Origin of the sequence: Nocardia puris, assembly GCF_003315035.1 — a bacterium.
GTDB lineage: Bacteria > Actinomycetota > Actinomycetes > Mycobacteriales > Mycobacteriaceae > Nocardia > Nocardia puris.
The window spans coordinates 125,894-151,293 of record NZ_QNRE01000008.1; the positions used below are offsets into that span (position 1 = coordinate 125,894).

A 25,400-nucleotide genomic window follows, 5' to 3' on the forward strand; every position below is an offset into this window, starting at 1 on the left:
CGGCCGGCCCTCCGCTCAGCTGTTCTCCACTGCACCCCTGGCGAATTCGGCCAAGCCCTGCGCCGGAGCGACCCGGGCTGTGAAGCCGATCGTGTGCGCCGCGCGGCGATGGTCGCCGACGAAGTGGCGGACATCCCCGATCCGGTACTGGCCGGTGACGACCGGGGTGGGGCCGCCGGTGGCCTTCGCCATGAGGGACGCGACCTCCCACAGGGTGATCGGATGGCCGGAGGCGATATTGAGCGGGACGAAACCCGGCGGCTGACGTTCGACGGCCGCGACGGTGGCGACGACGACGTCGTCGACGTGCACCAGATCGCGCACCTGTCCGCCGTCCTCGAAGACGCGGGGCGCGCGACCGACCAGCAGGTCGTCGCGGAACCGGGCCGCGGGCCCGACGCGCGCGCCCTCCCCGTACACGCTGTGGTAGCGCAGCACCGTGACGGCCGCGCCCGCGTTCAACCCCCACGCGTACGCATAGTGTTCCTGCGCCGCCTTGCTCGCCGCGTATGCGCTGCGCGGACGCGGCGGCGTGTCCTCCGCGACCGGTTCCCAGGTGAGCACTTCCCCGCTGCGGGGCGCACGATGGTCGAACATCCCGCGATCGAGATCGGCGCGCGAGCGCAACCCGGGGAAGAACGGGCCGCCCCGCACGGCGCGATAGCGCCCCTCTCCGTACACGACCACCGACGACGCGAGCACCAAGCTGCGCACACCCGCGTCGGCCATCCCGGCGAGCAGCACCGCCGTGGCGTGATCGTTGTGCAGCACGAAATCACCGGTGCCGGAGTCGGATTCGTCGCCGACCAGCGCGGCGAGATGGCATACGCTGTCCACCCCCGCGAGCAGCGGGACCAACGCCTCCCGGTCGCGCACGTCGACCTGAACCACACCGTCCGGCAGCCGTGCCTCGGGACCGTGCACGGACGCGAGCATCAGATCGACGCCCACGACCTCGTGCCCCGCCGCGCCGAGGGCTCGACGGACCCGCGACCCGATGAATCCGGCGGCGCCGGTCAGCAGCACCTTCATCGGGACCGCCCCGCTACGCGAACGTCGCGCCGTCCCATGCGATCACGGTAGTGCGAACGGCAGCGACACGCCCGTGTGCACGCGGCACCGATCGCAGGTGTCGGTGCCGCTCACCGCCGCCACCGACGCGCGGATGAGCTCCTTGAACGGCGCGAGATTGCGCTTGAACTCGGCGAACACGTCCACCGCGTGCACACCGTCGCCCTCCTCCAGTCCGGCGTCGAGGTCGGTGACCAGCGCGACGGCGGCGTAGCAGAGTTCGAGTTCCCTGGCCAGCACGGCCTCCGGGTGCCCGGTCATGTTCACCAGATCCCAGCCCTGCCCGGCGAACCAGCGGCTCTCGGCGCGAGTGGAGAAGCGCGGGCCCTGCACCACGACCATGGTGCCGCCCGCTTTGAGCGGCAGCGCCTCGATCTCGGATTTCACGACGGCCGAACGCAATTCGTCGCAGTAGGGGTCGGCGAACGAGACGTGCACGCCGCCGCCGTCGAAGTAGGTCTGCTCGCGGCCGGAGGTGCGGTCGACCAGCTGATCCGGCACCGCGACGGTGCCCGGCCCCCAGTCCGCGCGCAGGCTGCCGACCGCGCACGGCGCGAGCACCCGCCGCACGCCGAGCGACCGCAACGCCCACAGGTTGGCCCGGTAGGGCAGGGTGTGCGGCGCGAACTCGTGCTGTTTGCCGTGGCGCGGCACGAACGCGACGGGGCGGCCCTCGACCTCGCCCACGGCGATCGGTGCGCTCGGTTTCCCGTACGGGGTGTCGACCTCGACGGTGGTGGCGTCGTTGTCGAAGAAGTCGTAGAAGCCACTGCCGCCGATGACGGCGAGGGCGGGCCGGGGAAGCGAACTCATGCGCTCGATTCTCGCGCCCGCCCGGCCCCGGTGCACCACCGGGAGCCGGTGGTGACGACGGTCACCGGAGGGCATCGGTAATGATGGGACGATTCCCGGTCGAAGGTGAGGTAGCGGTGTCGCGTGCGCGGGCCGGTGTGTGGCTGACGGTGACGAGTGGGCTGACCTTCGCCAGCTCGGGCCCGCTGGCGAAATCGGTGATGGTGGCGGACTGGTCGCCGGGCGCGGTGCTGGCGCTGCGGCTGACCGGCGCGGCGGCGCTGCTGCTCGCGCTGGCCGCGCTCACCGAGCGCGCCGGATTGCGCGACAGCCTGCGCCACCTGCGCACGGTCGTCCTGTTCGGCGTGATCGGGGTGGCCGGCGTGCAGGCGACGTTCTTCCTGTCCCTGCAATACCTGCATGTAGGGGTCACCTTGATGATCCAGTTCCTCGCGCCGATCGTGGTGATCGGCTGGGACTGGGCGGTGCGCGGGCGCCGGCCGTCGGGGGCGACGCTGTTCGGCGCGGGCGTGGCGCTGACCGGGGCGGCGCTGGTCATCAACGTCTTCGACACCGGCGGGCTGAGCCTGCCCGGCCTCGGCTGGGCGGCGCTGTCGATGGTGTGCAACGCGGCGTTCTTCCTGGTCTCGGCGCGCGCGTCCGACAACCTGGAACCGGTGGCGCTGCTCGGATCGGGCATGGTGGTCGCGGCCTTGACGGCATGGGCGCTGGGCGCGGTATCGCTGCTGCCCATCCATTTCGGCGCGGCCACGGCGACGATGAACCACCGCGACCTGCCCACCTGGCTGGCACTGGCATTGTTGATCGTGATGAGCACCGTGGTGCCCTATCTCTGCGCCGTCGCGGGGACGGCGCGGATCGGCGCGACGCTCACCTCGCTGATCCTGTTGAGCGAGGTGCTGTTCGCGGTGGCGCTGTCGTGGCTGCTGCTCGCCGAGGCGATCGCGCCGGTGCAAGCGGCCGGTGCGACGCTCGTGGTGGGCGGTATCGCGCTGGCCAGGTACGGTGCCGAACAACGGTCGGTGCGGCGCGCGGAGTCCGCCTCGCGCCGCACCCCGACCTGACAAGACGCCGGAACGCCTGTACCCTAGGGGGGTATAAGACCGGCAGGCACGAGGAGGCAGTCGGTGACCACCCCGGACACGAGCACCACCCACGACCACGCGCACGCGGGGCACGGCTACATCACGGCCAAGGACGACTACCTCAAGCGGTTGCGCCGCATCGAGGGCCAGGCCCGCGGGCTGCAGCGGATGGTCGAGGAGGAGAAGTACTGCATCGACATCCTCACTCAGGTCTCCGCGATGACCAAGGCGCTGCAGGCGGTCGCCATGGGCCTGCTCGAGGATCACATCAGCCACTGCGTCGTGGACGCGGCGGTCGCGGGCGGGCCGGAGGCGGAGGCGAAGATCAAGGAGGCCACCGACGCCATCGCGCGCTTGGTGCGCTCCTGACTCGGGTGGAGTGCGCCGACCGGCTATCCGTGACGGCGCCGGTAGGCCGCTGCCGCGCCCGGATGCAGTGGGATAGGGCCGGTGCCGATCAGCGAACGCACGTCCAGGAATTGGGTGCCCGCAGCCTCCGCCGGAACCAAGTCATCCGGGTGCCCGGCCAGCAGATCCACTATGGCCGCGGCGGCGCGGTCCGGCAGCGCCGGTGTGGTGAGCAGCAGATTGGCCACGCCGACCGTATGGACTGCGGCCGCACCGGGATACGCGTCAGCGGGGATGGCGACGCGGTCGTACACCGGTCCGTAGCTCGCGCGCAGCGGCGCGGCCAGCTCGCCTAGATCCAGCAGTCGCATTCGCGCGGGGACCTCCAGCGCACCCGTCGGCACGCCACCCGCCCAGAGCAACGCGTCGATAGAACCCGCCCGTAAGGCGACCGCCGCGTCCGACAGGGAGCGGTGTTCAACCGTGATATCGCGCGCCGGGTCGATCCCCGCCGCGCGCAACAGCCGCTCGCCGGTCAGCGCGGCGCCCGACCCTGCGGCACCGAGATTCACCCGGGCGCCGCGCAATTCGTCGACGGCGCGGATCGGGCCGTCCGCCCGGACCGCGAGCTGGAGATAGTTCTCGTAGACCCGGCCCAGCGCGACCGCCGAACCCGGTGCCGAGCGCGCCGAATCCGCCAGCGCCAGAGCGGCATCCGCCAACCCCGCGCCAAGCAGATCCAAGTTCTCCTGCGAGCCCGACGTGGTGAGCGGCTCGATCCGCACCGCGCCGGTAGCCGCCGCCACGTCCGCCAGCAACCGCGCGAACGCGTGGTAGAAACCACCCGCCTCCCCCGACGCCAGACGCACCACGACGGGGTCGCGGTTCCCGCACGCGGCGGCGCTCAGCGCACCGATCGCCGTGAGCGCCAGGAACTCTCGGCGGCGGATTCCGGTCATCGCGGCACCTCCGCCCAAGGCAGGTCCACGACGGTCGCCAACCCGTGCGGTTCGACCGCTCGCACCGTCAGCGCGCCGCCGCGCGATTTCGCCAACGCCGCCGCGATCGGCAAGCCCAGACCGGACCCTCCCGGGGATGCGGTGGAACCGCGGAAGAAGCGTGTGGTGAGCTTGTCGAGTTCCGCCGCGGGCACACCCGGCCCGTCGTCGGCGACCGTGAGGAGGACCCGGTCGTCAGCGAGATCCACCGATACCGAGACGGTGGCGCCGGCTCCGGAGTACCGGGTCGCATTGCTCAGCGGCACATCGAGGATCTGCGCCAGCACGTCGGCTGACGCGGCGACCTCGGCCGCCCCCACTGCAGGTTCCGCACGCAACGTCTGCCCCGCCGCCACGAAGGCCGAGTGCCAAGCGTCTATCCGGTCGGCGACCACCTGCACCGCGTCGCAATGGTTTTCGGAGGCGTCGGTGGTGAAGGCTTCCGGTGTTTCGGCGACCGCCAGTGAGAGCAACCCGTCCAGCAGGGAGGTCAGGCGATCCACTTCCCCGCTCGCCCGCCGGAACGTATCGGACGCGGCGGGCGGGATGGACGGCTCCAAAGAGTCGAGTCGGATGGTCAGGGCAGCGAGCGGGTTGCGCATGGCATGTGCGGTGTCGGCCACCAATTGCCTTTGCGCTTCGGCCGATTCGGACACCGCGGCCGCCATACTGTCGAAGGATTCCGCGACGGCCCGCATTTCGGGCGGTCCGCCGTAGCGACGGGTGATCGAGGCGGGCGCCGCTGCCGCTCGAGGTTTCGGCAGCGACGCCGTCAGCCCGGCCACGGCGTCGGAGAGCGCGGCGAGCGGACGCAGCACCCACCGGCTCAGCGTGAGCGCGAGCAACGTGAACAGCACCATCGCCGCCGCCGCGCCCAGACCGATGATCACCCAGGCGCGGGTGATGTCGGCGCGCGCCCGTCCCGTCGAGGCCTCGATCACCACCGCGCCGTTGACCTGCACGCCCGTGCCCACCGGCCGCGTCACCAGCATCGTGTCGGCGCTCCACGGCAGCAGCCTGGTCACCGGGTGCGGGCGCTGATTGCGGCGCGCGGCGGCCACGGCCGCAGCCACCTCGGGATCGGCCACGTCGACGCCCGCGTTCACCGCCGACGCCCCTCGCGCGTCCACGACCAGCACGTTCTCCCCGTACAACTCGTGGTAGCGGGTGGCTTCCTCGGCCAGCGCGGTCCCGTCACCCGCCGCTGCGGCCGCGTCGGCCAGGGTCGCGAAACGGTCGGCGTCACCCGACCGGCCGAGCACGAGCTCCTGGGTGCGGCTGGTGGCGTAGGTGAGCGAGAGCGGCACCGCGAACGCGAGCACCGCCAGCGTGGCGAAAACCGTCAGCGCGGCGAGCAGCCTGCGCCGCACGGCACGCCCTCCGCGCTCAACGGCCCCACCGGTATCCGTAGCCGCGGATCGTGGTGATCAGGCCGGGGCGGTTCAGTTTCGCGCGCAGACCCGTCATGTGCACGTCCAGCGAGCGTGACACCGCGACGAACGCGTCGCCCCAGATCCGGTCCATCAGCTGCTGTCTGCTCACCGCTGCCCCCGGCCGTTCCACCAGCGCCTCGACGAGTTCGAATTCCTTCTGCGTCAACGGGATCGGCTTGCCCGCCACCTCCACGACCCGCGCCGCCAGGTCGACGCGCACATCCTCGGTGACCACTTCGCGCGGCGCGGGACGCCGCACCAGCGGCACCCGGCGCATCACCGTGTCCAGGCGCGCGGTGAGTTCGGTGATGCGGGGCGGTTTGACCACGTAGTCGTCGGCCCCGCCACGCAGGCCGCGCACGATGGATCGTTCGTCGTCGCGGGCGGTGAGGATCAGCACCGGCACCTGGCTCACCTCGCGCAACTGCCGCAGCACCTGGAGGCCGTCGATATCGGGCAGCCCGAGGTCGAGCAGCACCGCGTCGTACCCGCGGTGGTCGAGCAGCAGATCACTGCCCCGCCGCTTGCGCTCGGCCGTGTAGCCGCGGACGGTCAGCGCCTCCACCAGCGCATCGCCCACGCCGTCGTCGTCCTCGACCACCGCTACCCGCACGCGCCGATCCTCCCACAACCGCCCGGCCGGACCGCGCGCTCCCGCCCCACGGACCGGCGCCCCGTCGGACCCCGCAGCGCACTCCCCCTGCCCGCGCGATCCCACCGCACGACCGGCTCGCCTCGGGCTCCGGCAACCACATCCGTCGAGGCAGCGGATGCCCTTCGCACAGGCATGCTTCACATGTTCGTTCCTTCCGACTCGAAACCGCCCCGCCCGGACGTCGCGCCGCCACAAACAACTGCCCGATGCGCTCGCGTCCCGCCCGTCGTGGGGCCGGACGCGAGCGCCAGGGCGCACGGTGCTCAGCGCACCGCGACCGGCTCGCGTTCCGGGCCGGGTTCCGGCACCGCGGACGCGGCCTTGGCGTCGGCGTCGATGGTCGACTCCGCCGAGGTCTCCCGCATGAAGTAGTAGGTGCACAGCGAGATCGCGATGCAGCCCGCGACGTAGAAGAAGTACACCGCCTCCATATCGGCCTTCTTCAGCGCCAGCGCGATCATCTCCGCGGTGCCGCCGAAGATCGCCACGGTCAGCGCGTACGGCAGGCCGACGCCGAGGGCGCGGATCTTCGTCGGGAACAGCTCGGCCTTCACGATCGCGTTGATCGAGGTGTAGCCGGTGATGATGACCAGCGCGAGCAGCATCAGGCCGAAGGCCGCGAACCCGTTGGACGTGTGCGCGAGGACGCTCATGATCGGCACGGTCAGCAGCGTGCCGCTCACGCCGAAGAAGATGAGCAGTTTGCGCCTGCCGATCCGGTCGGACAACCCGCCGGCGAGCGGCTGGATCACCACGAACACCAGCAGCGCCGCGAAGTTGATCCAGGCCACCGTGTCCTTGGAGATGCCGGAGGTATTGATCATGAACTTCTGCATGTAGGTGGTGTAGGTGTAGAACGCGACCGTGCCGCCCAGCGTCAGGCCCACCACGAGCAGGCATTCGCGCGGGTAGCTCAGCAGCACCCGCAGCGATCCGCGCTTGGACTCACCGCTCGCGGCGCCGGTCGCCTCCGCCTCGAACGAGGCCGACTCGTCCATCCCGCGGCGCAGCACCATCACCACCAGCGCGCCGCCCGCGCCGATCAGGAACGGGATGCGCCAACCCCACGAGTACATCTGCTCGGAGGTCAGCACCTGCTGCAACACGATCTGCACACCGAGCGCGGTCAGCTGCCCGGCCACCAGCGTCACGTACTGGAAGCTCGAGTAGAACCCGCGTCGTCCGGCCGAGGCCACCTCGGACAGGTACGTCGCGCTCGTCGCGTACTCGCCGCCGACCGAGAGCCCTTGCAGCAGACGGGCGAGCAGCAGCAGCACCGGTGCCGCGATGCCGATCGTCTGGTAGCCCGGCGTCAGCGCGATGAGCAGCGAACCCGCCGCCATCACCGTCACCGAGAGCGTCAGCGCCGACCGCCGCCCGAAACGGTCGGCGTAGCGCCCCAGCGCCCACCCGCCGAGCGGGCGCATCAGGAACCCGACCGCGAACACCGCCGCCGTCGAGAGCAGCTGCGCCGTCGAATCCCCCTCGGGGAAGAACGTTTTCGCGAAGTACACGCTGAACGCCGCGTAGACGTACCAGTCGTACCACTCGACCAGATTGCCGATCGAGCCGCGCAGCACGTTCGCGACGACGCGTCGTTCCCCCGAGGGTGGTGTCTTGCGCACCGAGGTCGTTGTCACCGGAAATCTCCTCCTCCGGCGCTTCTTCGCGCCGGGTCGGAGACGAGTGTGTCGGCAGTCACAAGGTGGACGGAAGCTCGCGAGGGGTTTCCTAACACTCCCTTAGGAGAGTCGTCGCGGGCTCCGCCCGACTCGGGCTACCCGACCAGATGCGGGGCCAGCGCCCGCAGGGTCTCCAGGTGACCGCCGCCGAGGGCCTGCACCGCGACGTGATCGGCGCCCGCGTCGAGGTGCGCGGCCACCTGCTGGGCCACCCGGCGCGCATCGCCGTGGACGGCGAGCGCGTCCACCAGGCCGTCACTGCCGGGCGTGGCGACGTCGGCGTCGCTGTAGCCGAGCCTGCGCAGGTTGTTCACGTAGTTCGTGAGCCCGAGGTACGGGGTCACCGCCTGCCTGCCGACGGCGCGCGCCCGCTCCGGATCGCTGTCGAGCACGACCTTCTGCTCCGTGGCCAACAGCGTTCCCGCGCCGACGATCTCGCGGGCCTTGCGGCTGTGCTCCGGGGACACGAGGTACGGCAGCGCGCCCGCCGACCGGTCGCGCGCGAGCCTCAGCACCTTCGGCCCGAGCGCGGCCAGTGCCCGGCGCTCACGCGGCACGCCCTGCGCGTCGAGTTCGTCGAGGTAGTCGACGAGCGCGTCGTAGGGCTTGCGATAGACGCCGTCGAACTCGCGATGGCCCGCGCCCACGCCGAGCAGGAACCGTCCCGGATGACCCGCCTCGAGCCGGTGGAACGACTCCGCCACCTCCTTCGCCGGCGACTGCCAGATGTTCACGATGCTGGTGGCCACCGTGAGCGATTCGGTGGCGGCGAGCAGCTCGTCCACCCGCGCCAGATCCGCGGGCGGCGATCCGCCCAGCCACACCGCGCCGTAGCCGGCCTCCTCGTAGGCGCGCGCATCCGCCGCACTCACCTGCGCGTACCCGCGCCACACACCGACCCGTCCGAGCCCGTCGAAAGTCATGTCCCGAACCAACACCCGCACGCGTACGACCTATTCCTCGGCCACCGCCGACGCCGCGAACACGCCGAAAAAGTGTTAGCACTCTCGACCCGAGAGTGCTAACCTCAAAGGTGCACAGCTTCCGGCGCCCGCCGCCGTGGCGAGCGCCGACGCGACGAAACGGAGGTGATCGCTGTGCTGAGGTTCGATCCGTTCCATGACATCGACACCGTCGCCCGCCAGCTGCTCGGTGAGACCACCGGTACCGCTCGCGCCCCGCGATTCATGCCGATGGATCTGTACAAGGCGGGCGACCACTACGTGCTCAATGCCGATCTGCCCGGCGTCGATCCCGGCTCGGTCGACGTGAGCGTGGACAACGGCACGCTCACGCTGCGAGCACAGCGCAGCCTGCCCAGCGAGGACGGCGTCCAGTGGATCGCCTCCGAGCGGTTCGCGGGCACCTACATGCGCCAGCTGTCCCTCGGCGACAATGTCGATGCCGACAAGATCAGCGCCACCTACGACAACGGCGTGCTGTCGGTCATCATCCCGGTCGCCGAGAGGGCCAAGCCGCGCCGCATCGAGATCGCGGGCGGCAGCTCGCCCAAGACCATCGAAGCCGGGCACGGCAGCAGCTGACCGCGAATCGCCCTCCGAGTGCGCCATCGCATCCTCGGCGTGTGCCGCGGCGCCAAAGGTGTTGGCTTCCATGCCATCTGGACCACGGCGCAGCCTGTGTGCCGGGTACCAGATGCCGAGCAATACGCCGAAGGCGTTGGCTACCCGCAACAGCCCCGGCCGGGGACGGTCCGCATCTCCCTGGTCTGGGCGTTGCGGGCGGCAAGGTCGGCGTCGGCCGGGTAGTCGACGCCGATCAAGCTCAATCCGTGTGCGGGCGCCACCGTGACCGCGCTGGAGCGCTCGGTCTCGGCGAGCAGTCCGGCCACCCAGTCCGGTGCGCGCCTGCCCTCCCCCACCGCCAGCACCGCGCCGACCAGACTGCGCACCATCGACCAGCAGAACGCGTCGGCGCTGACGTAGGCGGTAAGCAGATCCCCCTCCCGCACCCAGTCGTAGCGCTGGAGTTCGCGCACGGTGGTCGCGCCTTCCCGGCGGCGGCAGAACGCGGCGAAGTCGTGCAGTCCCAGCAGTTTCGCCGACGCGTCCCGCATCGCGTCCACGTCCACGCCCGGACGGCACGCCACCACACCGCGCGCCGAAAGCGGTAGCGCGCCATAGGGGGCGGTGGTGAGCCGATAGGCGTAGTGGCGGCGGATCGCGGAGAACCTGGCGTCGAACTCCGGCGGCGCGACCCGCGCCGCGGTGATCCGCACGTCCTTCGGCAGGAACCGCGCCATCCGGTGCACCAGCTTGTCGCCGTCGAACTCGGCGCGCGTATCGAAGTGCGCCACTTGACCTTCCGCGTGCACACCGGCGTCGGTGCGTCCCGCGACGGTCAACTGCACCGGCTCGCGATACACCTTGCTCAGCGATTCCTCCAGCACGCCCTGCACGGTCCGCAGGCCGGGCTGGCGCGCCCAGCCGGTGAAATCGGTGCCGTCGTAGGCGATGTCGAGCCGCACCCGCGTGACCGCGCCGTCAGCCGCACCCATCGAATCCTCCACCCTCACCAGGCCCGTCCGCCGAACGCGAACGAGCCCGCCGACCCGGAACGGGTGGCGGGCTCGTTCGAGAACACGACGCGAACGTCAGCTGTCCTTCTTGTCCTCGGCGGCCTCATCGGCCTTGTCCTCGGCGGCAGGCGCCTCGGCGACGACCTCGTCGGCCTTCTCCTCGACGACCTCAGGAGCGGACTCCTCGGACTTCTTGGAGGCGGCCACACGACGGGCGCGATCGGCCTCGTTGGTCACGGTCTTCTCCCGGACCAGCTCGATGATCGCCATCGGCGCGTTGTCACCCTTGCGCGGCAGGGTCTTGGTGATGCGGGTGTAGCCACCCTCCCGACCCTCGAACGCCGGGCCGATCTCCGCGAACAGAGAGTGGACGACGTCCTTGTTGCGGATGACCTTCAGCACCTCGCGGCGGTCGGCCAGGGTGCCGGCCTTCGCCTTGGTGATGAGCTTCTCGGCGTAGGGGCGCACGGCCTTGGCCTTGGCCTCGGTCGTGGTGATCCGACCGTGCTCGAAGAGCGCCGTGGCCAGATTGGCGAAGATCGCCTTCTGGTGCGACGCCGACCCGCCGAAGCGAGCACCCTTCTTGGGCTTGGGCATTGGTTAATTCTCCTTGTGAGAGGCCGGTCGGGGTCCCTACCCCAACGGCCTAGAGCTGTTCGGTCTCGGCGTAGTCCTGCTCGCCGCCGTCGGTGTCACTGAAGGTGCCGCTGTCACTCCACGTGCCGGTGCTCGCGTCGTAGCCGACCACGCTGGACGGGTCGAACGACGCCGGGCTGTCCTTGAGCGAGAGGCCGAGCGCGTGCAGCTTGACCTTGACCTCGTCGATGGACTTCTGGCCGAAGTTGCGGATGTCCAGCAGATCCGATTCGGTGCGGGCCACCAGCTCGCCGACGGTGTGCACACCCTCGCGCTTGAGGCAGTTGTAGGACCGGACGGTGAGGTCCAGGTCCTCGATCGGCAGACCGAACGAGGCGATGTGATCCGCCTCGGCCGGCGAGGGGCCGATCTCGATGCCTTCGGCTTCGACGTTCAGTTCGCGGGCCAGGCCGAACAGTTCGACCAGGGTCTTGCCCGCCGAGGCGAGCGCGTCCCGCGCGCTGATGGAGTTCTTGGTCTCCACGTCGAGGATGAGCCGGTCGAAGTCGGTGCGCTGCTCGACGCGAGTCGCCTCGACCTTGTAGGTGACCTTGAGCACCGGCGAGTAGATCGAATCCACCGGGATCCGGCCGATCTCCGCACCGGACGCCTTGTTCTGCACGGCCGGAACGTACCCGCGACCCCGCTCGACGACGAGCTCGATCTCGAGCTTGCCCTTGTCGTTCAGGGTGGCGATGTGCATGTCCGGGTTGTGCACGATGACGCCGGCGGGCGGCACGATGTCACCGGCGGTGACGGTGCCTGGACCCTGCTTGCGCACGTACATCGTGACCGGCTCGTCCTCCTCCGAGGACACGACCAAGCCCTTGAGGTTCAGGATGATGTCGGTGACATCCTCCTTCACGCCGGGAACGGTGGTGAACTCGTGCAGGACGCCGTCGATGCGGATGCTCGTGACCGCGGCCCCCGGGATCGAGGACAGCAGGGTACGCCGCAGCGAGTTGCCGAGGGTGTAGCCGAAGCCCGGCTCGAGGGGTTCGATGGTGAACTTCGAGCGGTTCTCCGCGACGACCTCTTCGGTCAGCGTCGGACGCTGGGAAATCAGCATGAGGATCATCCTCCTTCTAGGGCGCCCACTATTTGACGCCACGTTTCAGGGGTTGTGTTCCGGCCGGCCCGTGAGACGGCCGGAACACCAGCGGCAACGCTGATTACTTCGAGTAGTACTCGACGATCAGCTGTTCCTGCAGCGGCACATCGATCTGGGCGCGCTCGGGCTCCTGGTGGACCAGGATGCGCAGGCGGCCGGGGATCACCTGGAGCCAGCCGGGGACCGGACGCTCGCCGTAGGTCTCGCGCGCGATCTGGAACGGCAGCGAGCCCGCCGACTTCTCCTTGACATCGATGATGTCGTACTGGCTCACCTTGTAGCTGGGCACGTCGACCTTGACGCCGTTGACCAGGAAGTGGCCGTGGCTGACCAGCTGACGGGCCTGGCGGCGGGTGCGCGCCAGACCGGCGCGGTACACGACATTGTCCAGCCGGGTCTCGAGCAGGCGAAGCAGGTTGTCACCGGTCTTGCCCTTGAGGCGGTTGGCCTCCTCGTAGTACCGGCGGAACTGCTTCTCCATGACGCCGTAGGAGAAGCGGGCCTTCTGCTTCTCCTGCAGCTGGAGCAGGTATTCGCTCTCCTTGATCCGCGCGCGGCCGTGCTGGCCGGGCGGGTAGGGGCGACGCTCGAACGCCTGATCGCCGCCGACGAGGTCGACGCGCAGACGACGCGACTTGCGGGTGATGGGTCCGGTGTAACGGGCCATTTCGCTCTACCTTCCTTTCCCGCTAGACGCGACGCCGCTTGGGCGGACGGCAGCCGTTGTGCGGCTGCGGGGTGACATCGGAGATCGTGCCCACCTCGAGGCCGGCGGCCTGCAGCGAGCGGATCGCGGTCTCGCGGCCGGAGCCGGGACCCTTCACGAACACGTCGACCTTCTTGACGCCGTGCTCCTGCGCCTTGCGGGCGGCGTTCTCGGCGGCGAGCTGCGCGGCGAACGGGGTCGACTTGCGCGAGCCCTTGAAGCCGACGTGGCCCGAGGACGCCCAGGAGATGACGTTGCCGTTCGGATCGGTGATCGACACGATCGTGTTGTTGAACGTGCTCTTGATGTGCGCGTTGCCGTGCGGGACGTTCTTCTTGTCCCTGCGACGCGACTTCTGGGACTTCTTGGGGCCGGAGGCCCTGCTCTTGGGAGGCATCGGTTATCCCTACTTCTTCTTGCCTGCGACGGTGCGCTTCGGGCCCTTGCGGGTGCGCGCGTTGGTCTTGGTGCGCTGGCCACGCACGGGCAGGCCACGGCGGTGGCGCAGACCCTGGTAGCAGCCGATCTCGATCTTGCGGCGAATATCGGCCTGAACCTCACGGCGCAGGTCACCTTCGACCTTGAACTCCGAAGCCTCGATGTAATCGCGCAGCTTCGTCAGGTCGTCGTCGCTGAGGTCCTTGGAGCGCAGGTCCGGGCTGACGCCGGTCGCCTCCAGGATCTCCTTGGAGCGGGTACGGCCGATGCCGAAAATGTAGGTCAGCGCGATCTCCATGCGCTTTTCGCGCGGGAGATCGACGCCCATGAGACGTGCCATGTGGCATGTTCCTTAATCGTTGCGGAGGTCTGCTCCCTGTCCGTTCCCCCGTCTTCACTGGGGCACCGGCCTCCGTACCGGTGGTTGGCCTGCACGCCCCGGGCCGAGGCCCGGATTCCCACAGCGTGCGGCTGGAGCTGGGAGTTCTTCTCTTTGTGTTGCCAAGCCGATCAGGCGATCGGTGCCCGGCGGTGAGCTGAGATCAGCCCTGACGCTGCTTGTGGCGCAGGTTGTCGCAGATCACCATGACCCGGCCGTTGCGGCGGATCACCTTGCACTTCTCGCAGATCTTCTTGACGCTCGGCTGAACCTTCACGTCCGTCCAATCTCGTTGTGGTCCACAGGGGCGTGAACACAGTTTTTCCCCAGCCTTACGACTGGGGAAGCCTATTTATTCTGCCACCACCTGTTCAGGGGGTGACACCCGGGTCCGCGACCCGGTCCAGCGCCGATGCTGGAGAGCACCATCGGCGGCAAAGCCACAAGCCGGAAGTTGTTCCCGCACCCGCGATCACGGGGCGACCAGCAATTTCAGCCTGCTCCGGCATCCGAGACCAGCCCCGTTTCCGAAGGCCGGGCAACGTCACCGAACTGGACCTGCAATCCCACGCAACCACGGCACGGGGGGTTCGGGGGGCGCAGCCCCGCCGAGCGGGTTGTGGGGGTTGCACCCCCACAAAACACCAAGTGATCCGACCCCGGCGAGCGCGCTCCGCGAGCACACCTCGCCGATTCGGATCACTTGTACCGGTAGACGATCCGGCCGCGGGAGAGGTCGTAGGGCGAGAGCTCGACGACCACTCGGTCCTCGGGAAGGATGCGGATGTAGTGCTGCCGCATCTTTCCGCTGATGTGCGCGAGAACCTTGTGCCCGTTCTCGAGCTCGATCCGGAACATCGCATTGGGTAGCGGCTCGACAACTCGACCCTCGACCTCGATGGCCCCGTCCTTCTTCGCCATATCCTCCGCGATCCCGGTTCGTCGAACGGCTGGCCGCTCGAACCTGGTGTGTTTAAAGCCTGGATGTCTGTTTCGTACGTCCCGGCCGGAATCCGGTCGGTGGCGTGCGGAACAGTCGGCACGTAGGTGTACCGCCGCTCCAGCCTACCGGGGGCCGTACGATCCGGCAAAAACGCCCCGGTCCCGCCAGCGGAAACGGCGGGCTGTCGCCGACCGGGACAATCTCGCGCCACCGACCGGAATGCCCACGTTCTGCCAGCGGAAACGGTCTCGTCGTTCCCCCGCGCGCGGCGGTCGAACGCTCCCGCGCGCACGGTCACGGGCGGTCGCCGCCTGCCCCGCCCCGCCGCGCGCACGTCACGTAAACTGGCCGAGTCCAGGAATCGGTCGAGCGGATCTAGGGGGACGCCGTGAGCGAGCACAGCGAGCGAAGCACGTACGCCGTCCCGTGGTGCGGTCCCGCCGCCGGCCACCGGGGCGTGCACGCGCGCGTCACGGATGTCAACGAAGTCTACGTCAGCGGGGCGCTGCAGTGACCGAACGCGACGAACCGATCGAGGGCATGTCGAGCAGTATCGGGGGCGGGCGGTGAGCCGGAACAACGATCTGCCCATGCTGCCGCCATGGCTGTCCGACAGCGAGGTCACCAGCGGCTACGAGGCCCCGGTCCAGAACCTGCCGCAGGACGATCTGATCGACGAGGCGCCCGACCGCAAGCGCTCCAAGCGCCGGTCGCCGGAGAGCCGCGCCGACGGCGGGCGCAAGGAGAAGAAGCGCAGGCTGTGGTCGGGTCGCGGCAAGGACGACGCCGAGGCCGAGGACCAGCCCGCAGAGCGGGACAGCGGCCAGGGCTGGGATCAGGCGCCGTCCCGTCCGGATGAGCATCCGTCCGGGCCGAACTCGTTCGGCGGGCCGGGCGCGCCGCAGCGTCCCGGCGGATCGCGCTCCGGTGGCGGGTCGTTCGATCCGGGCGCGCAGCCCGGCGTGCCGCCGCGTCCCGAGGGACAGGTGTCGGGCCCGCACGCGGTCCAGCCGCCCGGGGTTCCGCCGCAGCAGTTCCCGGGACCGAACGGTTACCAGGGGCCGGGCCACACCGGGGAAAGTCCCGGTGCGTTCGACCGGGGTGCGCAGTGGCAGCAGCCCGGGGTTCCGCCGCGTCCGCACGCCGGCGACGGCCCGCACGGTGAGGCTGCGGGCGGACTGCCGACCCGCAGGCCGAGCGAGCCGTCCACGGCCTTCCAGCCGCTCGGCCAGCGCCCGCCCGTCTCCCAGCCTCCGGTCGATCCCGCGTTCCCCGATCCGACCGAGGCCACCACCCGCGTCACCCGCCAGCGGCCCGATCTGCCGCCGCCCCCCGCCGAGCGCGGAGCCGCGCCCGAGCGCCTGCCCGCTCCACCGTCGCCACATTCCGGGACGCCACAGAGCCCCGCCGATGGGCGGCCTCCGCACGCGGCGCCGCCCCACGTCGACGCGGCCGCTGAGCGCCCCGGCACGCGCCTGTCGCCCTCCGCCGAGGGGGCCGGGAGCTCCGCCTCGGGCGAGATCCCCGGCGCGGCATCCCCGAGCGCGCAGGCACCGAACGCGGCTGTTTCCCCGCCGCAGCGCGCCGCCGAGGGTGTGAACCCCCTGGCGAGTTCCAGTGCGCCCGGGGCGGCCGAGGTGCCGCCCGCGGCGCGACAGGCGGCTCCTCCCGCGGCACCCCAGGATTCGGCTCCCGCTACCGACCGGCCGTCCTCCGCGGAGACCGGCCGGCCCGGCGACGTCCAGCCGACGCCGTCCGGCGAGAGCTCGTCGGTATCCGCGGCGCGCGAAACCGGCTCGGCGAGTCCACCGGCCGCCGATCCCGACGGCCCGCCGCCGTGGTTGGCCGGTCCGGGGCCCACGGTGCAGTCCCCCGCCACGTCCGAGCGCGCGAGCGATGGACCGCCGCCGTGGTTGGGTGGCGGTGCCGCGCAGCCCGATTCGTCGCTCGATTCCACCGAGGGCGAGGCGCGCCCGTCGGGCGTCCCGCCTCGTCCGCCCGAGCCGCCGACGCAGGGTGGGGCGACCGAGTCCGCGGCATCCGCACCGAATCCCCTTGCGCCGAATGTGGTTCCGCCGATCGACGCCACCCCGGCCGTCTCCGGCGATGCGACGCCCGCCGATGCCGCGCGGCGCGCGCAGCACCGCTCGCCCAGCCCTGCGGACCCGAACCAGGGACGCGGTGCCGCCATCGGTGGATCTCCGCTGCCCAGCGGTGTCACGCCCGCGCAGCCGCCGTCGGCCGCGAGCTCCGCGCCTCCGGGAACGCGCGGCGCCGCAGCGCCGAGTGCGAGTGAAAGTTCTTCTGCCCAGGCACCGGGGCAGACGCCCGTATTCCAGGGGCCACCGCCTGGCGGTGCCTCGGCGCAGCAGCCGGGCGTCCCGGCCGACTCCGGTTCCGGCGGCACGGGATTCGCGACGCCGGGCGGTACCGCGCAACCGCCTTCCGGTGGTCGGCATCGGCTCCCGGGCGAAACCGGTCCTACCGCCCAAGACTTGGCGCAGGGCGGTCCAGCCCCCACTGTCGGGCCGGCCGCAGGCGGTCACCGCGCCCCGGTGAGCGATCAACCCGCTCCCGGCGCGGTGGGTCGCGATCCCGGTGTGTTCACGCAGCCAGGCGCACCCAGCCCGACCGGGCCGCGTCCGCCGGAAGGCAGTGCTCCGGGTGGATTCCCCGCTCCGAGTGGCACCGAGAATAGCGGTGCCCCAGGTGGATTCGCACCCGCCCAGGGCGTTCACCGCGCACCCGTCAGCGACCAGCCCGCGCCCGGCGAGCTCCACCGCGCCCCAGGGGTGTTCAGCCAAGGCGCACCGGGTCAGGTCGGCCCGGTCGGCGGTCCTGTTCCCGGCGTGGCTCCGTCCGCGCAGGGCGGGCATCGGGCGCCGACGAGTGATCCCGCGCCCGGTGCGGTGCGGCGCGATCCCGGCGTGTTCGAGCAGCCTGGGCAGCAGCCGCCCGCGGGTGGGCCCGCAACGCAGTGGGGCACTGGGGAATACCAGCAGCAGGGTGTGGCGCCCGCCGGTCACGGGCCGGTGCCGCCGCAGGCCGCGCCGTCCTGGAATCGGGGGCAGCACGGGCAGGTGCCCGAGGGCTGGGGCAGGCCGCAGCACCCGCAGCCGCAGCAGATGTCCGGTCCGCCGCCGTCGCTGGACGACGTCCCGATGCGGCGGGCGAAGAAGGCGCCGGGCAGCGGGTGGCGCAAGGCCGTGCACCACGTGTCCGGTGGCGCGATCAACCCCGGCATGTCGGCGGAAGAACGGCGCCTGCAGGAGCTGGTGGCGCGCATCCGGCAGCCGGTCCGCGGCGACTACCGCATCGCGGTGCTCTCGCTGAAGGGCGGCGTCGGCAAGACCACCACCACCATGGGGCTCGGCTCGATCTTCGCCTCCATCCGCGGTGACCGCGTCATCGCCGTCGACGCCAACCCCGACTTCGGCACCCTCTCCCAGCGCGTGCCGCTGCAGACCCGCTCCACGGTGCGCGACCTGCTGCTCGACCCCTCGATCCAGCGCTACTCGGACGTGCGCAGGCACACCTCGCAGGCCACCAGCCGACTGGAAGTGCTTGCCAGCGAACGTGATCCGGCGGCGTCGGAGGCGTTCAACGACGAGGAGTACCGCGCCGTCGCGCGCATTCTGCAGCGCTTCTACAACATCATCCTGACCGACTGTGGTACCGGCCTGATGCACTCGGCCATGGCGGGCGTGCTGGACCTGGCGCACTCGCTGGTGCTGATCTCCTCGGCCGCGATCGACGGCGCGCGCAGCGCCGCGGCCACCCTGGACTGGCTGTCCCTGCACGGCCACGACCACCTGGTGCGCAACGCGGTCGTCGTGATCAACCTCCCGCGCGAGGGTTCACCGAACGTGGGCGTGCAGCAGCTGCGCGAGTACTTCCTCTCCCGCTGCCGCGCGGTCCACATCATCCCCTACGACACCCACCTCTCCGAGGGCGCCGAAATCGACCTGCACCGCCTGAGCAAACAAGCCAAGCGCGCCTACGTCGAACTGGCCGCCACCGTCGCCGACGAATTCGGCGTCGACCACCGCCACTACCACAACTGAGCGGACAACCCCGCAACCCCAAACCCCAACTCACAACACAAGATCCGCACCCAACCGGCCATCCTGGCGAGAACTCCCGACGACCGACCGTTCGCACCGGCGCGCCGAACCCCTCACCACTCCGGGAGGCGCCTCCGGCCCGCGAGGACGTCGCGGATCAGATCGTCATACGCGTCGGCCAATTCGGCGAGGTGGTGCCAGGCGCAGTGGAGGCGTTCGTCGGCTGCGTCGAGGGTCATCAGCGCGTGGTGGGCGCGCACCGAGGATTCCGCGAGGCGGTCGATCACCGCGCCGATCGTTTCGGTGTGCAGGGTGGCGCCGAGGCGGTGCTGCGGGACGCTGCGCGTCACCCAGTCGTCGATGGCCATGACCAATTCGCCACGGCGCCTGTCGTTTTCGAGGATGTGGACGGGGTCGGTGTCGACCGAGCCGCCGCGGCCGATGTGCTTGCGTTCGTGGAGCACGGCCAGGTCACGCGCGAACCACAGCAGCGGGCCGCCGACGACCCGGTGCCCGCGACACGCCCGAACGAGTAGATCCGAAGTGGGGAGTAGCCCCGTTGCCGTGGGCTGCAGCGTCGTATCGACACACCGGGGTGTGTCGGGGACCGCCATCACGACCGTTGATGAATCCGAACCTGCCACGTTGCCTCGCCGTTCATCGCCGCACAACACCGGATCAGGACGTTCATTACAATAAACCTCTGAAGTCGCCTGTCAAGCGTTACCGGGCCGTAGGGAGTCACGAAGAGTACACTTCGTTACCTGCACGACCAACCGAGGAGCAAGATGGCGGACGGTCCGACCTATCACCGGATCGCAGACCTTCTCCGCGAGGAGATCCGCGCGGGGAAATGGCATCCTGGTGATCGGCTTCCCAGCCATTCCGAGCTGGCCGATCGGATGCAGGTCTCGATCACCACCGCCCGCAACGCCATTCAGGTGCTCGTCGCCGAGAACCTCGTCTACACAGCGACTTCCCGCGGGACGATCGTCCGAAACCAGGAAATTCTGGAATCGGTCGTCACCGACCATATTCGTCCCGATCGTCCCAAGTCCGCGCACGACATCTTCGAGGAGATCGCGCGCGACGCGAATCGGGTGCCCACCAAGGAGTTCAGCGCCCGGATGGAGCCGGCGTCGGCCCAGGTGGCGCACTGGCTCGGGGTGCCGGAGAGCTCCTGGGTGCTGGCCCGCACGGTGGTGCAGTACCTGGACAACGAGCCGTGGTCGTGGGAGGTGAGCTTCTACCCGCGCGACCTCGCCGAGGCCACCGGCATCGATTCGCCGCACGACATCCCCGAGGGCACCACCCGCCGTCTCGCCGATCGCGGTCACGCCGAGATCGCGCACCGCGACACCCTGGTCGCGCGCCCGGCGAGCGCCGACGAGGCGCTGGTGCTGGGGGTCGCCACCGGCACGGTCCTGCTCGATCACCTGCGCATCGGTGCCGATCGCGAGCGCGTCACCCGCGCGACGCGGCAGCGGTCCATCGCCGCGCACCACCGTCTGGCCTACGAACTCGGCGACGCGGAGGGCACCGCCGTCATCCGGCGCACCCTCGGCCACCCCATTCCCTTGACATGACAACGGTTTTCCGCCGGGCCGGTCTCGGTGATCTCGGCCTGATCTGCCGCCTGCGCGTGCAACGCACGGCGTGGCTCACGGCGCGCGGTTCCGATCAGTGGACGGTCGCCGGACGCGGGCTGCCCATCGAGATCTTCGCCAGGGCGGTCGGGCGGTCGCTGGACGCGGGCGAGACCTGGATCGCCGAGGTGGACGGCGAACCGGCGGGCACGATCACCGTCAACGACCGCGCCGATCCCGGCCTGTGGTCCGATCGGGAGCTCGTGCACGCGCTGATCGTGCACTTCATGATCGTCGACCTGCGCTTCGCCGGGCAGCGCCTCGGACACCGGATGCTCGCGCACGCGGGCGAGATCGCGCACCGCGCGGGCCGCGACTGGCTGCGCCTGGACGCCTGGACCACCAATACCGACCTGCACGAGTACTACCGCAGGGCGGGCTTCCGCCTGGTCCGGATCGCGGGCCGGGACGCCACCGGCCCCTCCCGCGCCCTGTTCGAACGCCGCACGGAGAGCTGGGATTTCGGCCGTGTGGTGCCCGCGGGAGGAGCGCAGCCACACGGCTCGAACGCACCTTCGTTCGAGCCGCCGACCGACACGCTCCCGGCCATCCGGCCGAACTGAGCCGACCGGGCCGAACTCCGCCGCCGGAGGGCAACCACACTGCGCGCACCCAGCCTCGTTCGACCCGCCGACCGGCAAACGCCCGATCATCCGGCCGAACGAACCGAGTCAGTTCGGATCCAGGTAGCTCACCTGGATCATCTGCGGCTCACCGCGTGAGACCAGGGTGCCGCGGCCCGGTGGCAGCCGGGTGGCCCGGATGTCACCGAGCAGCTTGCCCTCGTCCTTGGGCGCGCTCATCAGCAGACCGTCCACCGACAGATCCTTCATCCGGCCGAGCACCTTGTCGTACAGCGCGCGGGCGGCGCCACCGGAGCGGCGCGCCACGATGAGATGCATACCGATATCGCGCGCCTGCGGCAGGTACTCCATCAGGGGGTCGAGCGGGTTCTGGCTGGTGGCGACCATGTCGTAATCGTCGACGACGATGTAGATCTCGGGTCCCGTCCACCAGCTGCGATCGCGCAACTGTTGCGGTGTGATGTCCGGGGGCGGGAAGCGCTTGGCGAGGTAATTGGCGACTTCCTTGATCATCGGCACGGAGGTCTGCGACGAGGTCGAGTAACCGGCGAGCTGGTCACCCTCGATGACGCCGAGCATGGTGCGCCGGTAGTCGATGAGGATGACCCGCGCCGTCTCGGCCGTGGAGTTCTCGGTGACGCCGAGCACGATGTTGCGCAGCAGCGTCGTCTTGCCGCACTCCACGTCGGCGAAGGCCATGAGGTGGGGCTGGGCGTCGAAATCCAGTACCAGCGGCGACAATTCGTTCTCACCGAGGCCGATGACCGCCCGGGTCGGGCTCTGCTCGATGCCCTGCGCGGCGGCGATCGCCAGTACTTCCGCACGCGGGATGCGCAGCGGCAGCATCCGCACGTCAGGAGCGCGGCGCTCGCCGTACATCTCGGCGAACTGCCGTTTGGCCGCGGCGATGCCTTCCGACAACGATCCGGGATCGGAACTGCTGTCCAAGCGCGGCAGCGCGACGAGCATGTGCAGCTTCTGCGGCGTGAGACCGCGGCCGGGGCGCCCGACCGGTACGAGAACCGCGGTGCGGCGGTCCATCTCGGAGTCGGCCGGATCACCGAGGCGCAACTCGAGCCTGGTACCGATGAGATCCTTGATCGCGGGCCTGATCTCCGGCCAACGGCTGGCGGCGATGATCAGGTGGATGCCATACGAAAGCCCTTGAGCCGCCAGCGCGTTGAACGACGCTTCCAGCGTGTCGTACTCACCGCGAATGGTCGACCAGCCGTCCACGACCAGGAACACATCGCCGAATTGATCCTCCGACAGCGGGTCCGCGGCTTGTTCCTCGGGCGAGCGGGTGAGTAGTTCGGCCTTGCGCCTGCGGAAGTGCTGGATCGATTCGACGCCGAGCTCCCGGAACCGCTCTTCCCGTTGGCGCAGCAGGGTGGTGACCTCGGCGATCGTGCGGCGCACCCGGTCCACATCCATGCGGCCCGCCACCGAACCGACGTGCGGAAGGTCGGCGAGCCCCATGAGCGTGCCGCCACCGAAGTCGAGACAGTAGAACTGCACTTGTTCGGGCGTATGCGTCGCGGCGGCCGCCATGATGATGGTGCGCAACGTGGTCGACTTGCCCGACTGCGGACCGCCGACCACCGCCATATTGCCCTGCGCGCCGGCCAGATCCACGATGAGCACGTCCCGGCGCTGTTCGTACGGCTTGTCTATGACGCCGATCGGTAGCCACAGCTGACCGTGCTGGTTGACCGGCGAGCGCCAATCCGGATCGGGCAACAGCATGTCCACCGAGGGGGATTCGTCCAGCGGCGGCAGCCACACCTCGTGCGCGGGCCTGCCGTGCCCGGTCAGCCGCTCCACGACCACCTGCAACAAGGTCGCGGGAACGCGCTGCGCCGAGGTGGCGGGCTCGGCCACGGCGCTGTCGTCCACGCCGGGTGGCGCAGGCAGTTCGGGCCCGCCAGCGGGTGGGGGTGGGGGCAGATCGAGCCCGCCCGGCGGGGGCGGCAGATCGGGCAGACCCGGACGGGACAGCTCGGCCGCCCCGGGCGCCGGCGGCAGGTCGGGAAGCCCGGCCGGTGCCGGTACCGCGCCGGAATTGGCCGGGTCATCGACGATCTCGACTTCGGAGGCGGTGAAGATCACCGGGTGCTGGCCGCCGACGGCCTCACCATCGATCTGCGTGCTGCCGCGCGGCGACACATACGGACCCGAGACGTACGCCGCGTTGAACCGCAGCGGGTCGTCGGCGTCGCTCTTGAGGTAGCCCGACCCGGGCACGCTGGGCAGATGGTAAGCATCGGTGATACCGAGCACTGCCCGGGACTCGTTGGCGGAGAACGTGCGCAGGCCGATCCGGTAGGACAGGTGGCTGTCCAGGCCGCGCAGCTTGTTCTCCTCCAGGCGCTGCGAGGCGAGCAGCAGGTGCACGCGCAACGAGCGTCCGAGCCGGCCGATCATGACGAAGAGATCGGCGAAATCCGGCTTCTGAGAGAGCAATTCGGAGAACTCGTCGACCACGACGAACAGCGCGGGCAGCGGATCCAGCTGCGCGCCGGCCGCACGCGCCTTCTCGTACTCGGTGACATTGGCGAAGTTGCCCGCCGCGCGCAGCAGCTCCTGGCGCCGGTTCATCTCCCCCGCGAGCGCGTCCTTCATGCGATCGACCATCGAGAGCTCTTCCTCGAGGTTGGTGATCACGGCTGCCACGTGTGGCAGCGACTCCAGCCCGAGAAAGGTGGCACCGCCCTTGAAGTCGACCAGCACGAGGTTCAACAGGTCCGGTGAATGCGTCGTCACCAGCGACAGCACCAGTGTGCGCAGGAACTCCGATTTGCCCGAGCCCGTGGCGCCGATGCACAGGCCGTGCGGACCCATGCCGTTCTCGGCGGACTCCTTGATATCGATCTCGACGGGCGTGCCGTCCGGCGTGATGCCGATCGGCACTCGCAGGCGTTCCCGGTCGCTGCGCGGCCGCCACACGACAGCCGGGTCGATGCGTGCGGCGTCTGGAATCTTCAGCAGCGCCATCAATCCCGGCACGGCCCGGGTCTCGTCGCCCAGGCTGACGATCTGGGCCGCGGTGGCGATCCGGTACCGCGCGAGATCCCTGGCGAGCGATTCGGCTTCCGATCTGGTCACCGCGTCGGCGGTGGCGAACTTCTCCACACCCGCCGCCGACTTCGCGGCGACCATGCCGTCCGCCACCACCAGTTGCAGGCCGCGTCGCACCGCGAGCCCGGCCTGAGGAGCCGTCAAGTCGAGGACGGTCACCGAATCCAGCCCGGCATCGCTGACGATGCGCTCGGACCCGCTGACATATCCGTCATCGATGATGACCAGCAAATGGACGCGGCCCGCGGTGGGTTGCGCGTTGCGCATGAATCGACCGCGCTCGAGCAATTCGGCCGCCATCGCGGTCTCCAGCTCGGCGAGTGAGCGATACATCATGCGAGCCGTGCCCATGCCGTCGCGGTCCACCGGATGCTGGAGGTGCGGAAGCCATTTCGCCCAGGACCAGGTTTCGGCGTCCGGGTCGGCGCAGATGATGGCGACCGCGGCGTGGTCGGGGCCGTGGAATGTGGCGAACTCCATCACCATGGATCGCACCAGCATTCTGGTCTGATCGTGATCGCCTTCGATGTTGATCGCGGGGAACGCCCGCAACGAGATCGCGGTCGGCAGCCCGTGCACCACCGAGTGCGTCCGCACGAATCGGCGCAGGGCGACCGTGGACACCGGCTCCAGGTCCTCGAGCGGACCGGTCTCCGGCCTGGCGAGTTTCGTGGCCAGGCGGTGGCTGCCGACCCCGACGCGCACATGCCCGAAATCCGGATCGTTGGGACGCCGCTCCCACATGCGCCTGGTGCCCGCGATCGATTGCAGGTCGGCGGGATCCGGGTGGCTCCACAGCAGCGCCGTGAGCTGTGCGGTGCCCGTTTTCCGGACGTCCTTGCGCACCTGATCCAGATAGCGGAAGTAGTCCTTGCGTTCCTCGTTGAGTTCCGCGGCCTTCTTGGGTCCGCCGGTGCCACCACGGAATCCGGCCATCATGCCGACCATCGACATGATCATCATCATCGGGAACATCATCATGAACGGATTGGCCAGCAGGTTGCGGCCCATCATGACCATCATCGCGATCATGCCGATCACCGCGACGACCATCACCACCGGCATCAGCTTCATCAGCAGGCCGGTCGGCACGGGGCGCGGGATCTCCGGCGGAGCGGTCAGCGCCACCTCGCCGCCCGGCGCTCGGGGCGGCGCGATCCTCGGACGTCGCACGAAACCTTCGGTTGCCAT

At 70.0% G+C, this 25,400-nt stretch carries 23 protein-coding genes; 6 read left to right on the forward strand and 17 right to left on the reverse strand.

The window, feature by feature from the left end; all coding sequences use genetic code 11:
* Positions 1-15: 15 nt before the first annotated feature.
* Both DFR74_RS20685 and DFR74_RS20690 read right to left on the reverse strand, forming a co-directional pair.
* Positions 16-1,032, reverse strand: a complete 1,017-nt coding sequence (locus DFR74_RS20685) for an NAD-dependent epimerase/dehydratase family protein (RefSeq protein WP_067507337.1) — start codon at positions 1,030-1,032, stop codon at positions 16-18.
* A 42-nt stretch (positions 1,033-1,074) separates the two neighbouring features.
* Positions 1,075-1,884, reverse strand: coding sequence for an S-methyl-5'-thioadenosine phosphorylase (locus DFR74_RS20690; protein ID WP_067507340.1), 810 nt, complete (start codon positions 1,882-1,884; stop codon positions 1,075-1,077).
* 116 nt (positions 1,885-2,000) lie between these two features.
* On the opposite strand from DFR74_RS20690, the gene DFR74_RS20695 reads away from it, so the two are divergent.
* Positions 2,001-2,948, forward strand: a complete 948-nt coding sequence (locus DFR74_RS20695; protein WP_170160779.1) for a DMT family transporter — start codon at positions 2,001-2,003, stop codon at positions 2,946-2,948.
* A 63-nt stretch (positions 2,949-3,011) separates the two neighbouring features.
* Positions 3,012-3,338 (forward strand): metal-sensitive transcriptional regulator, encoded by a 327-nt coding sequence (locus DFR74_RS20700; RefSeq protein WP_067507343.1) that lies wholly within the window; start codon positions 3,012-3,014, stop codon positions 3,336-3,338.
* Positions 3,339-3,361: 23 nt separating this feature from the next.
* On the opposite strand, the gene DFR74_RS20705 is transcribed toward DFR74_RS20700, so the two are convergent.
* From DFR74_RS20705 to DFR74_RS20725, 5 genes are all read right to left on the reverse strand, one after another.
* Entirely contained in the window at positions 3,362-4,276 is a 915-nt protein-coding gene (locus DFR74_RS20705; RefSeq protein WP_067507478.1) for a TAXI family TRAP transporter solute-binding subunit, read from the reverse strand.
* Positions 4,273-5,685 (reverse strand): sensor histidine kinase, encoded by a 1,413-nt coding sequence (locus DFR74_RS20710; protein ID WP_067507345.1) that lies wholly within the window; start codon positions 5,683-5,685, stop codon positions 4,273-4,275. The genes DFR74_RS20705 and DFR74_RS20710 overlap by 4 nt, the downstream gene beginning before the upstream one ends.
* A gap of 16 nt (positions 5,686-5,701) precedes the next feature.
* Complete coding sequence (locus tag DFR74_RS20715; RefSeq protein WP_067507348.1) at positions 5,702-6,361, reverse strand: response regulator transcription factor; 660 nt, start codon at positions 6,359-6,361, stop codon at positions 5,702-5,704.
* Positions 6,362-6,666: 305 nt separating this feature from the next.
* Entirely contained in the window at positions 6,667-8,043 is a 1,377-nt protein-coding gene (locus tag DFR74_RS20720; RefSeq protein WP_232331704.1) for an MFS transporter, read from the reverse strand.
* Between the two features lie 137 nt (positions 8,044-8,180).
* Positions 8,181-9,008, reverse strand: a complete 828-nt coding sequence (locus tag DFR74_RS20725) for an LLM class F420-dependent oxidoreductase (RefSeq protein WP_067507353.1) — start codon at positions 9,006-9,008, stop codon at positions 8,181-8,183.
* Positions 9,009-9,182: 174 nt separating this feature from the next.
* Here DFR74_RS20725 and DFR74_RS20730 point away from each other — a divergent pair, with 174 nt between their 5' ends.
* The gene (locus DFR74_RS20730; RefSeq protein WP_067507481.1) at positions 9,183-9,629 is read left to right on the forward strand and encodes an Hsp20/alpha crystallin family protein; all 447 of its coding nucleotides are present in this window, start codon (positions 9,183-9,185) and stop codon (positions 9,627-9,629) included.
* 140 nt (positions 9,630-9,769) lie between these two features.
* Here DFR74_RS20730 and truA read toward each other — a convergent pair whose 3' ends face one another.
* From truA to infA, 8 genes are all read right to left on the reverse strand, one after another.
* Positions 9,770-10,603: a tRNA pseudouridine(38-40) synthase TruA gene (gene truA / locus DFR74_RS20735; protein WP_067507483.1), complete on the reverse strand. Its 834-nt coding sequence runs from the start codon at positions 10,601-10,603 to the stop codon at positions 9,770-9,772.
* A 96-nt stretch (positions 10,604-10,699) separates the two neighbouring features.
* Entirely contained in the window at positions 10,700-11,221 is a 522-nt protein-coding gene (rplQ, locus tag DFR74_RS20740) for a 50S ribosomal protein L17 (RefSeq protein ID WP_067507355.1), read from the reverse strand.
* A 49-nt stretch (positions 11,222-11,270) separates the two neighbouring features.
* Positions 11,271-12,329, reverse strand: coding sequence for a DNA-directed RNA polymerase subunit alpha (locus tag DFR74_RS20745; RefSeq protein ID WP_067507486.1), 1,059 nt, complete (start codon positions 12,327-12,329; stop codon positions 11,271-11,273).
* Between the two features lie 103 nt (positions 12,330-12,432).
* Positions 12,433-13,038, reverse strand: a complete 606-nt coding sequence (rpsD, locus tag DFR74_RS20750) for a 30S ribosomal protein S4 (protein WP_067507357.1) — start codon at positions 13,036-13,038, stop codon at positions 12,433-12,435.
* A gap of 22 nt (positions 13,039-13,060) precedes the next feature.
* Positions 13,061-13,474 carry a 30S ribosomal protein S11 gene (gene rpsK / locus DFR74_RS20755; protein ID WP_067507360.1) on the reverse strand — a complete coding sequence of 138 codons (414 nt, stop codon included), beginning with the start codon at positions 13,472-13,474 and terminating at the stop codon, positions 13,061-13,063.
* Between the two features lie 9 nt (positions 13,475-13,483).
* A complete protein-coding gene (gene rpsM, locus DFR74_RS20760) occupies positions 13,484-13,855 on the reverse strand; it encodes a 30S ribosomal protein S13 (protein WP_039795645.1) in 372 nt (123 codons plus the stop codon).
* A gap of 202 nt (positions 13,856-14,057) precedes the next feature.
* Positions 14,058-14,171, reverse strand: coding sequence for a 50S ribosomal protein L36 (gene rpmJ, locus DFR74_RS20765; protein ID WP_025347279.1), 114 nt, complete (start codon positions 14,169-14,171; stop codon positions 14,058-14,060).
* 422 nt (positions 14,172-14,593) lie between these two features.
* A complete protein-coding gene (gene infA, locus DFR74_RS20770; RefSeq protein WP_003418601.1) occupies positions 14,594-14,815 on the reverse strand; it encodes a translation initiation factor IF-1 in 222 nt (73 codons plus the stop codon).
* A 2,622-nt stretch (positions 14,816-17,437) separates the two neighbouring features.
* Between infA and DFR74_RS38015 the strand changes: the two genes are divergently transcribed.
* A complete protein-coding gene (locus DFR74_RS38015; RefSeq protein WP_411719818.1) occupies positions 17,438-18,901 on the forward strand; it encodes a nucleotide-binding protein in 1,464 nt (487 codons plus the stop codon).
* 113 nt (positions 18,902-19,014) lie between these two features.
* Here the strand turns inward: DFR74_RS38015 and DFR74_RS20780 are convergent, their stop codons facing one another.
* Positions 19,015-19,515 (reverse strand): DUF4254 domain-containing protein, encoded by a 501-nt coding sequence (locus DFR74_RS20780; protein ID WP_067507364.1) that lies wholly within the window; start codon positions 19,513-19,515, stop codon positions 19,015-19,017.
* A gap of 174 nt (positions 19,516-19,689) precedes the next feature.
* On the opposite strand from DFR74_RS20780, the gene DFR74_RS20785 reads away from it, so the two are divergent.
* Complete coding sequence (locus DFR74_RS20785) at positions 19,690-20,487, forward strand: GntR family transcriptional regulator (RefSeq protein WP_067507367.1); 798 nt, start codon at positions 19,690-19,692, stop codon at positions 20,485-20,487.
* On the forward strand, positions 20,484-21,110 hold the full coding sequence (locus DFR74_RS20790) for a GNAT family N-acetyltransferase (RefSeq protein WP_084537480.1): 627 nt from the start codon (positions 20,484-20,486) through the stop codon (positions 21,108-21,110). Before DFR74_RS20785 ends, DFR74_RS20790 begins: the two co-directional genes overlap by 4 nt.
* 108 nt (positions 21,111-21,218) lie before the next feature.
* Here DFR74_RS20790 and eccCa read toward each other — a convergent pair whose 3' ends face one another.
* The gene (gene eccCa, locus DFR74_RS20795; protein WP_067507370.1) at positions 21,219-25,400 is read right to left on the reverse strand and encodes a type VII secretion protein EccCa; all 4,182 of its coding nucleotides are present in this window, start codon (positions 25,398-25,400) and stop codon (positions 21,219-21,221) included.

Coding starts and splice junctions, on each gene's coding strand:
- eccCa (WP_067507370.1), bottom strand. CDS start 25,400: ATGGCAACCGAAGGTTTCGTGCGACGTCCGAGGATCGCGCCGCCCCGA.
- rpsD (WP_067507357.1), bottom strand. CDS start 13,038: ATGGCCCGTTACACCGGACCCATCACCCGCAAGTCGCGTCGTCTGCGC.
- DFR74_RS20780 (WP_067507364.1), bottom strand. CDS start 19,515: ATGGCGGTCCCCGACACACCCCGGTGTGTCGATACGACGCTGCAGCCC.
- DFR74_RS20745 (WP_067507486.1), bottom strand. CDS start 12,329: ATGCTGATTTCCCAGCGTCCGACGCTGACCGAAGAGGTCGTCGCGGAG.
- truA (WP_067507483.1), bottom strand. CDS start 10,603: ATGGGTGCGGCTGACGGCGCGGTCACGCGGGTGCGGCTCGACATCGCC.
- DFR74_RS20690 (WP_067507340.1), bottom strand. CDS start 1,884: ATGAGTTCGCTTCCCCGGCCCGCCCTCGCCGTCATCGGCGGCAGTGGC.
- DFR74_RS20785 (WP_067507367.1), top strand. CDS start 19,690: ATGGCGGACGGTCCGACCTATCACCGGATCGCAGACCTTCTCCGCGAG.
- rpsK (WP_067507360.1), bottom strand. CDS start 13,474: ATGCCTCCCAAGAGCAGGGCCTCCGGCCCCAAGAAGTCCCAGAAGTCG.
- DFR74_RS20705 (WP_067507478.1), bottom strand. CDS start 4,276: ATGACCGGAATCCGCCGCCGAGAGTTCCTGGCGCTCACGGCGATCGGT.
- infA (WP_003418601.1), bottom strand. CDS start 14,815: ATGGCGAAGAAGGACGGGGCCATCGAGGTCGAGGGTCGAGTTGTCGAG.
- rplQ (WP_067507355.1), bottom strand. CDS start 11,221: ATGCCCAAGCCCAAGAAGGGTGCTCGCTTCGGCGGGTCGGCGTCGCAC.
- DFR74_RS20725 (WP_067507353.1), bottom strand. CDS start 9,008: ATGACTTTCGACGGGCTCGGACGGGTCGGTGTGTGGCGCGGGTACGCG.
- DFR74_RS20685 (WP_067507337.1), bottom strand. CDS start 1,032: ATGAAGGTGCTGCTGACCGGCGCCGCCGGATTCATCGGGTCGCGGGTC.
- DFR74_RS20790 (WP_084537480.1), top strand. CDS start 20,484: ATGACAACGGTTTTCCGCCGGGCCGGTCTCGGTGATCTCGGCCTGATC.
- rpsM (WP_039795645.1), bottom strand. CDS start 13,855: ATGGCACGTCTCATGGGCGTCGATCTCCCGCGCGAAAAGCGCATGGAG.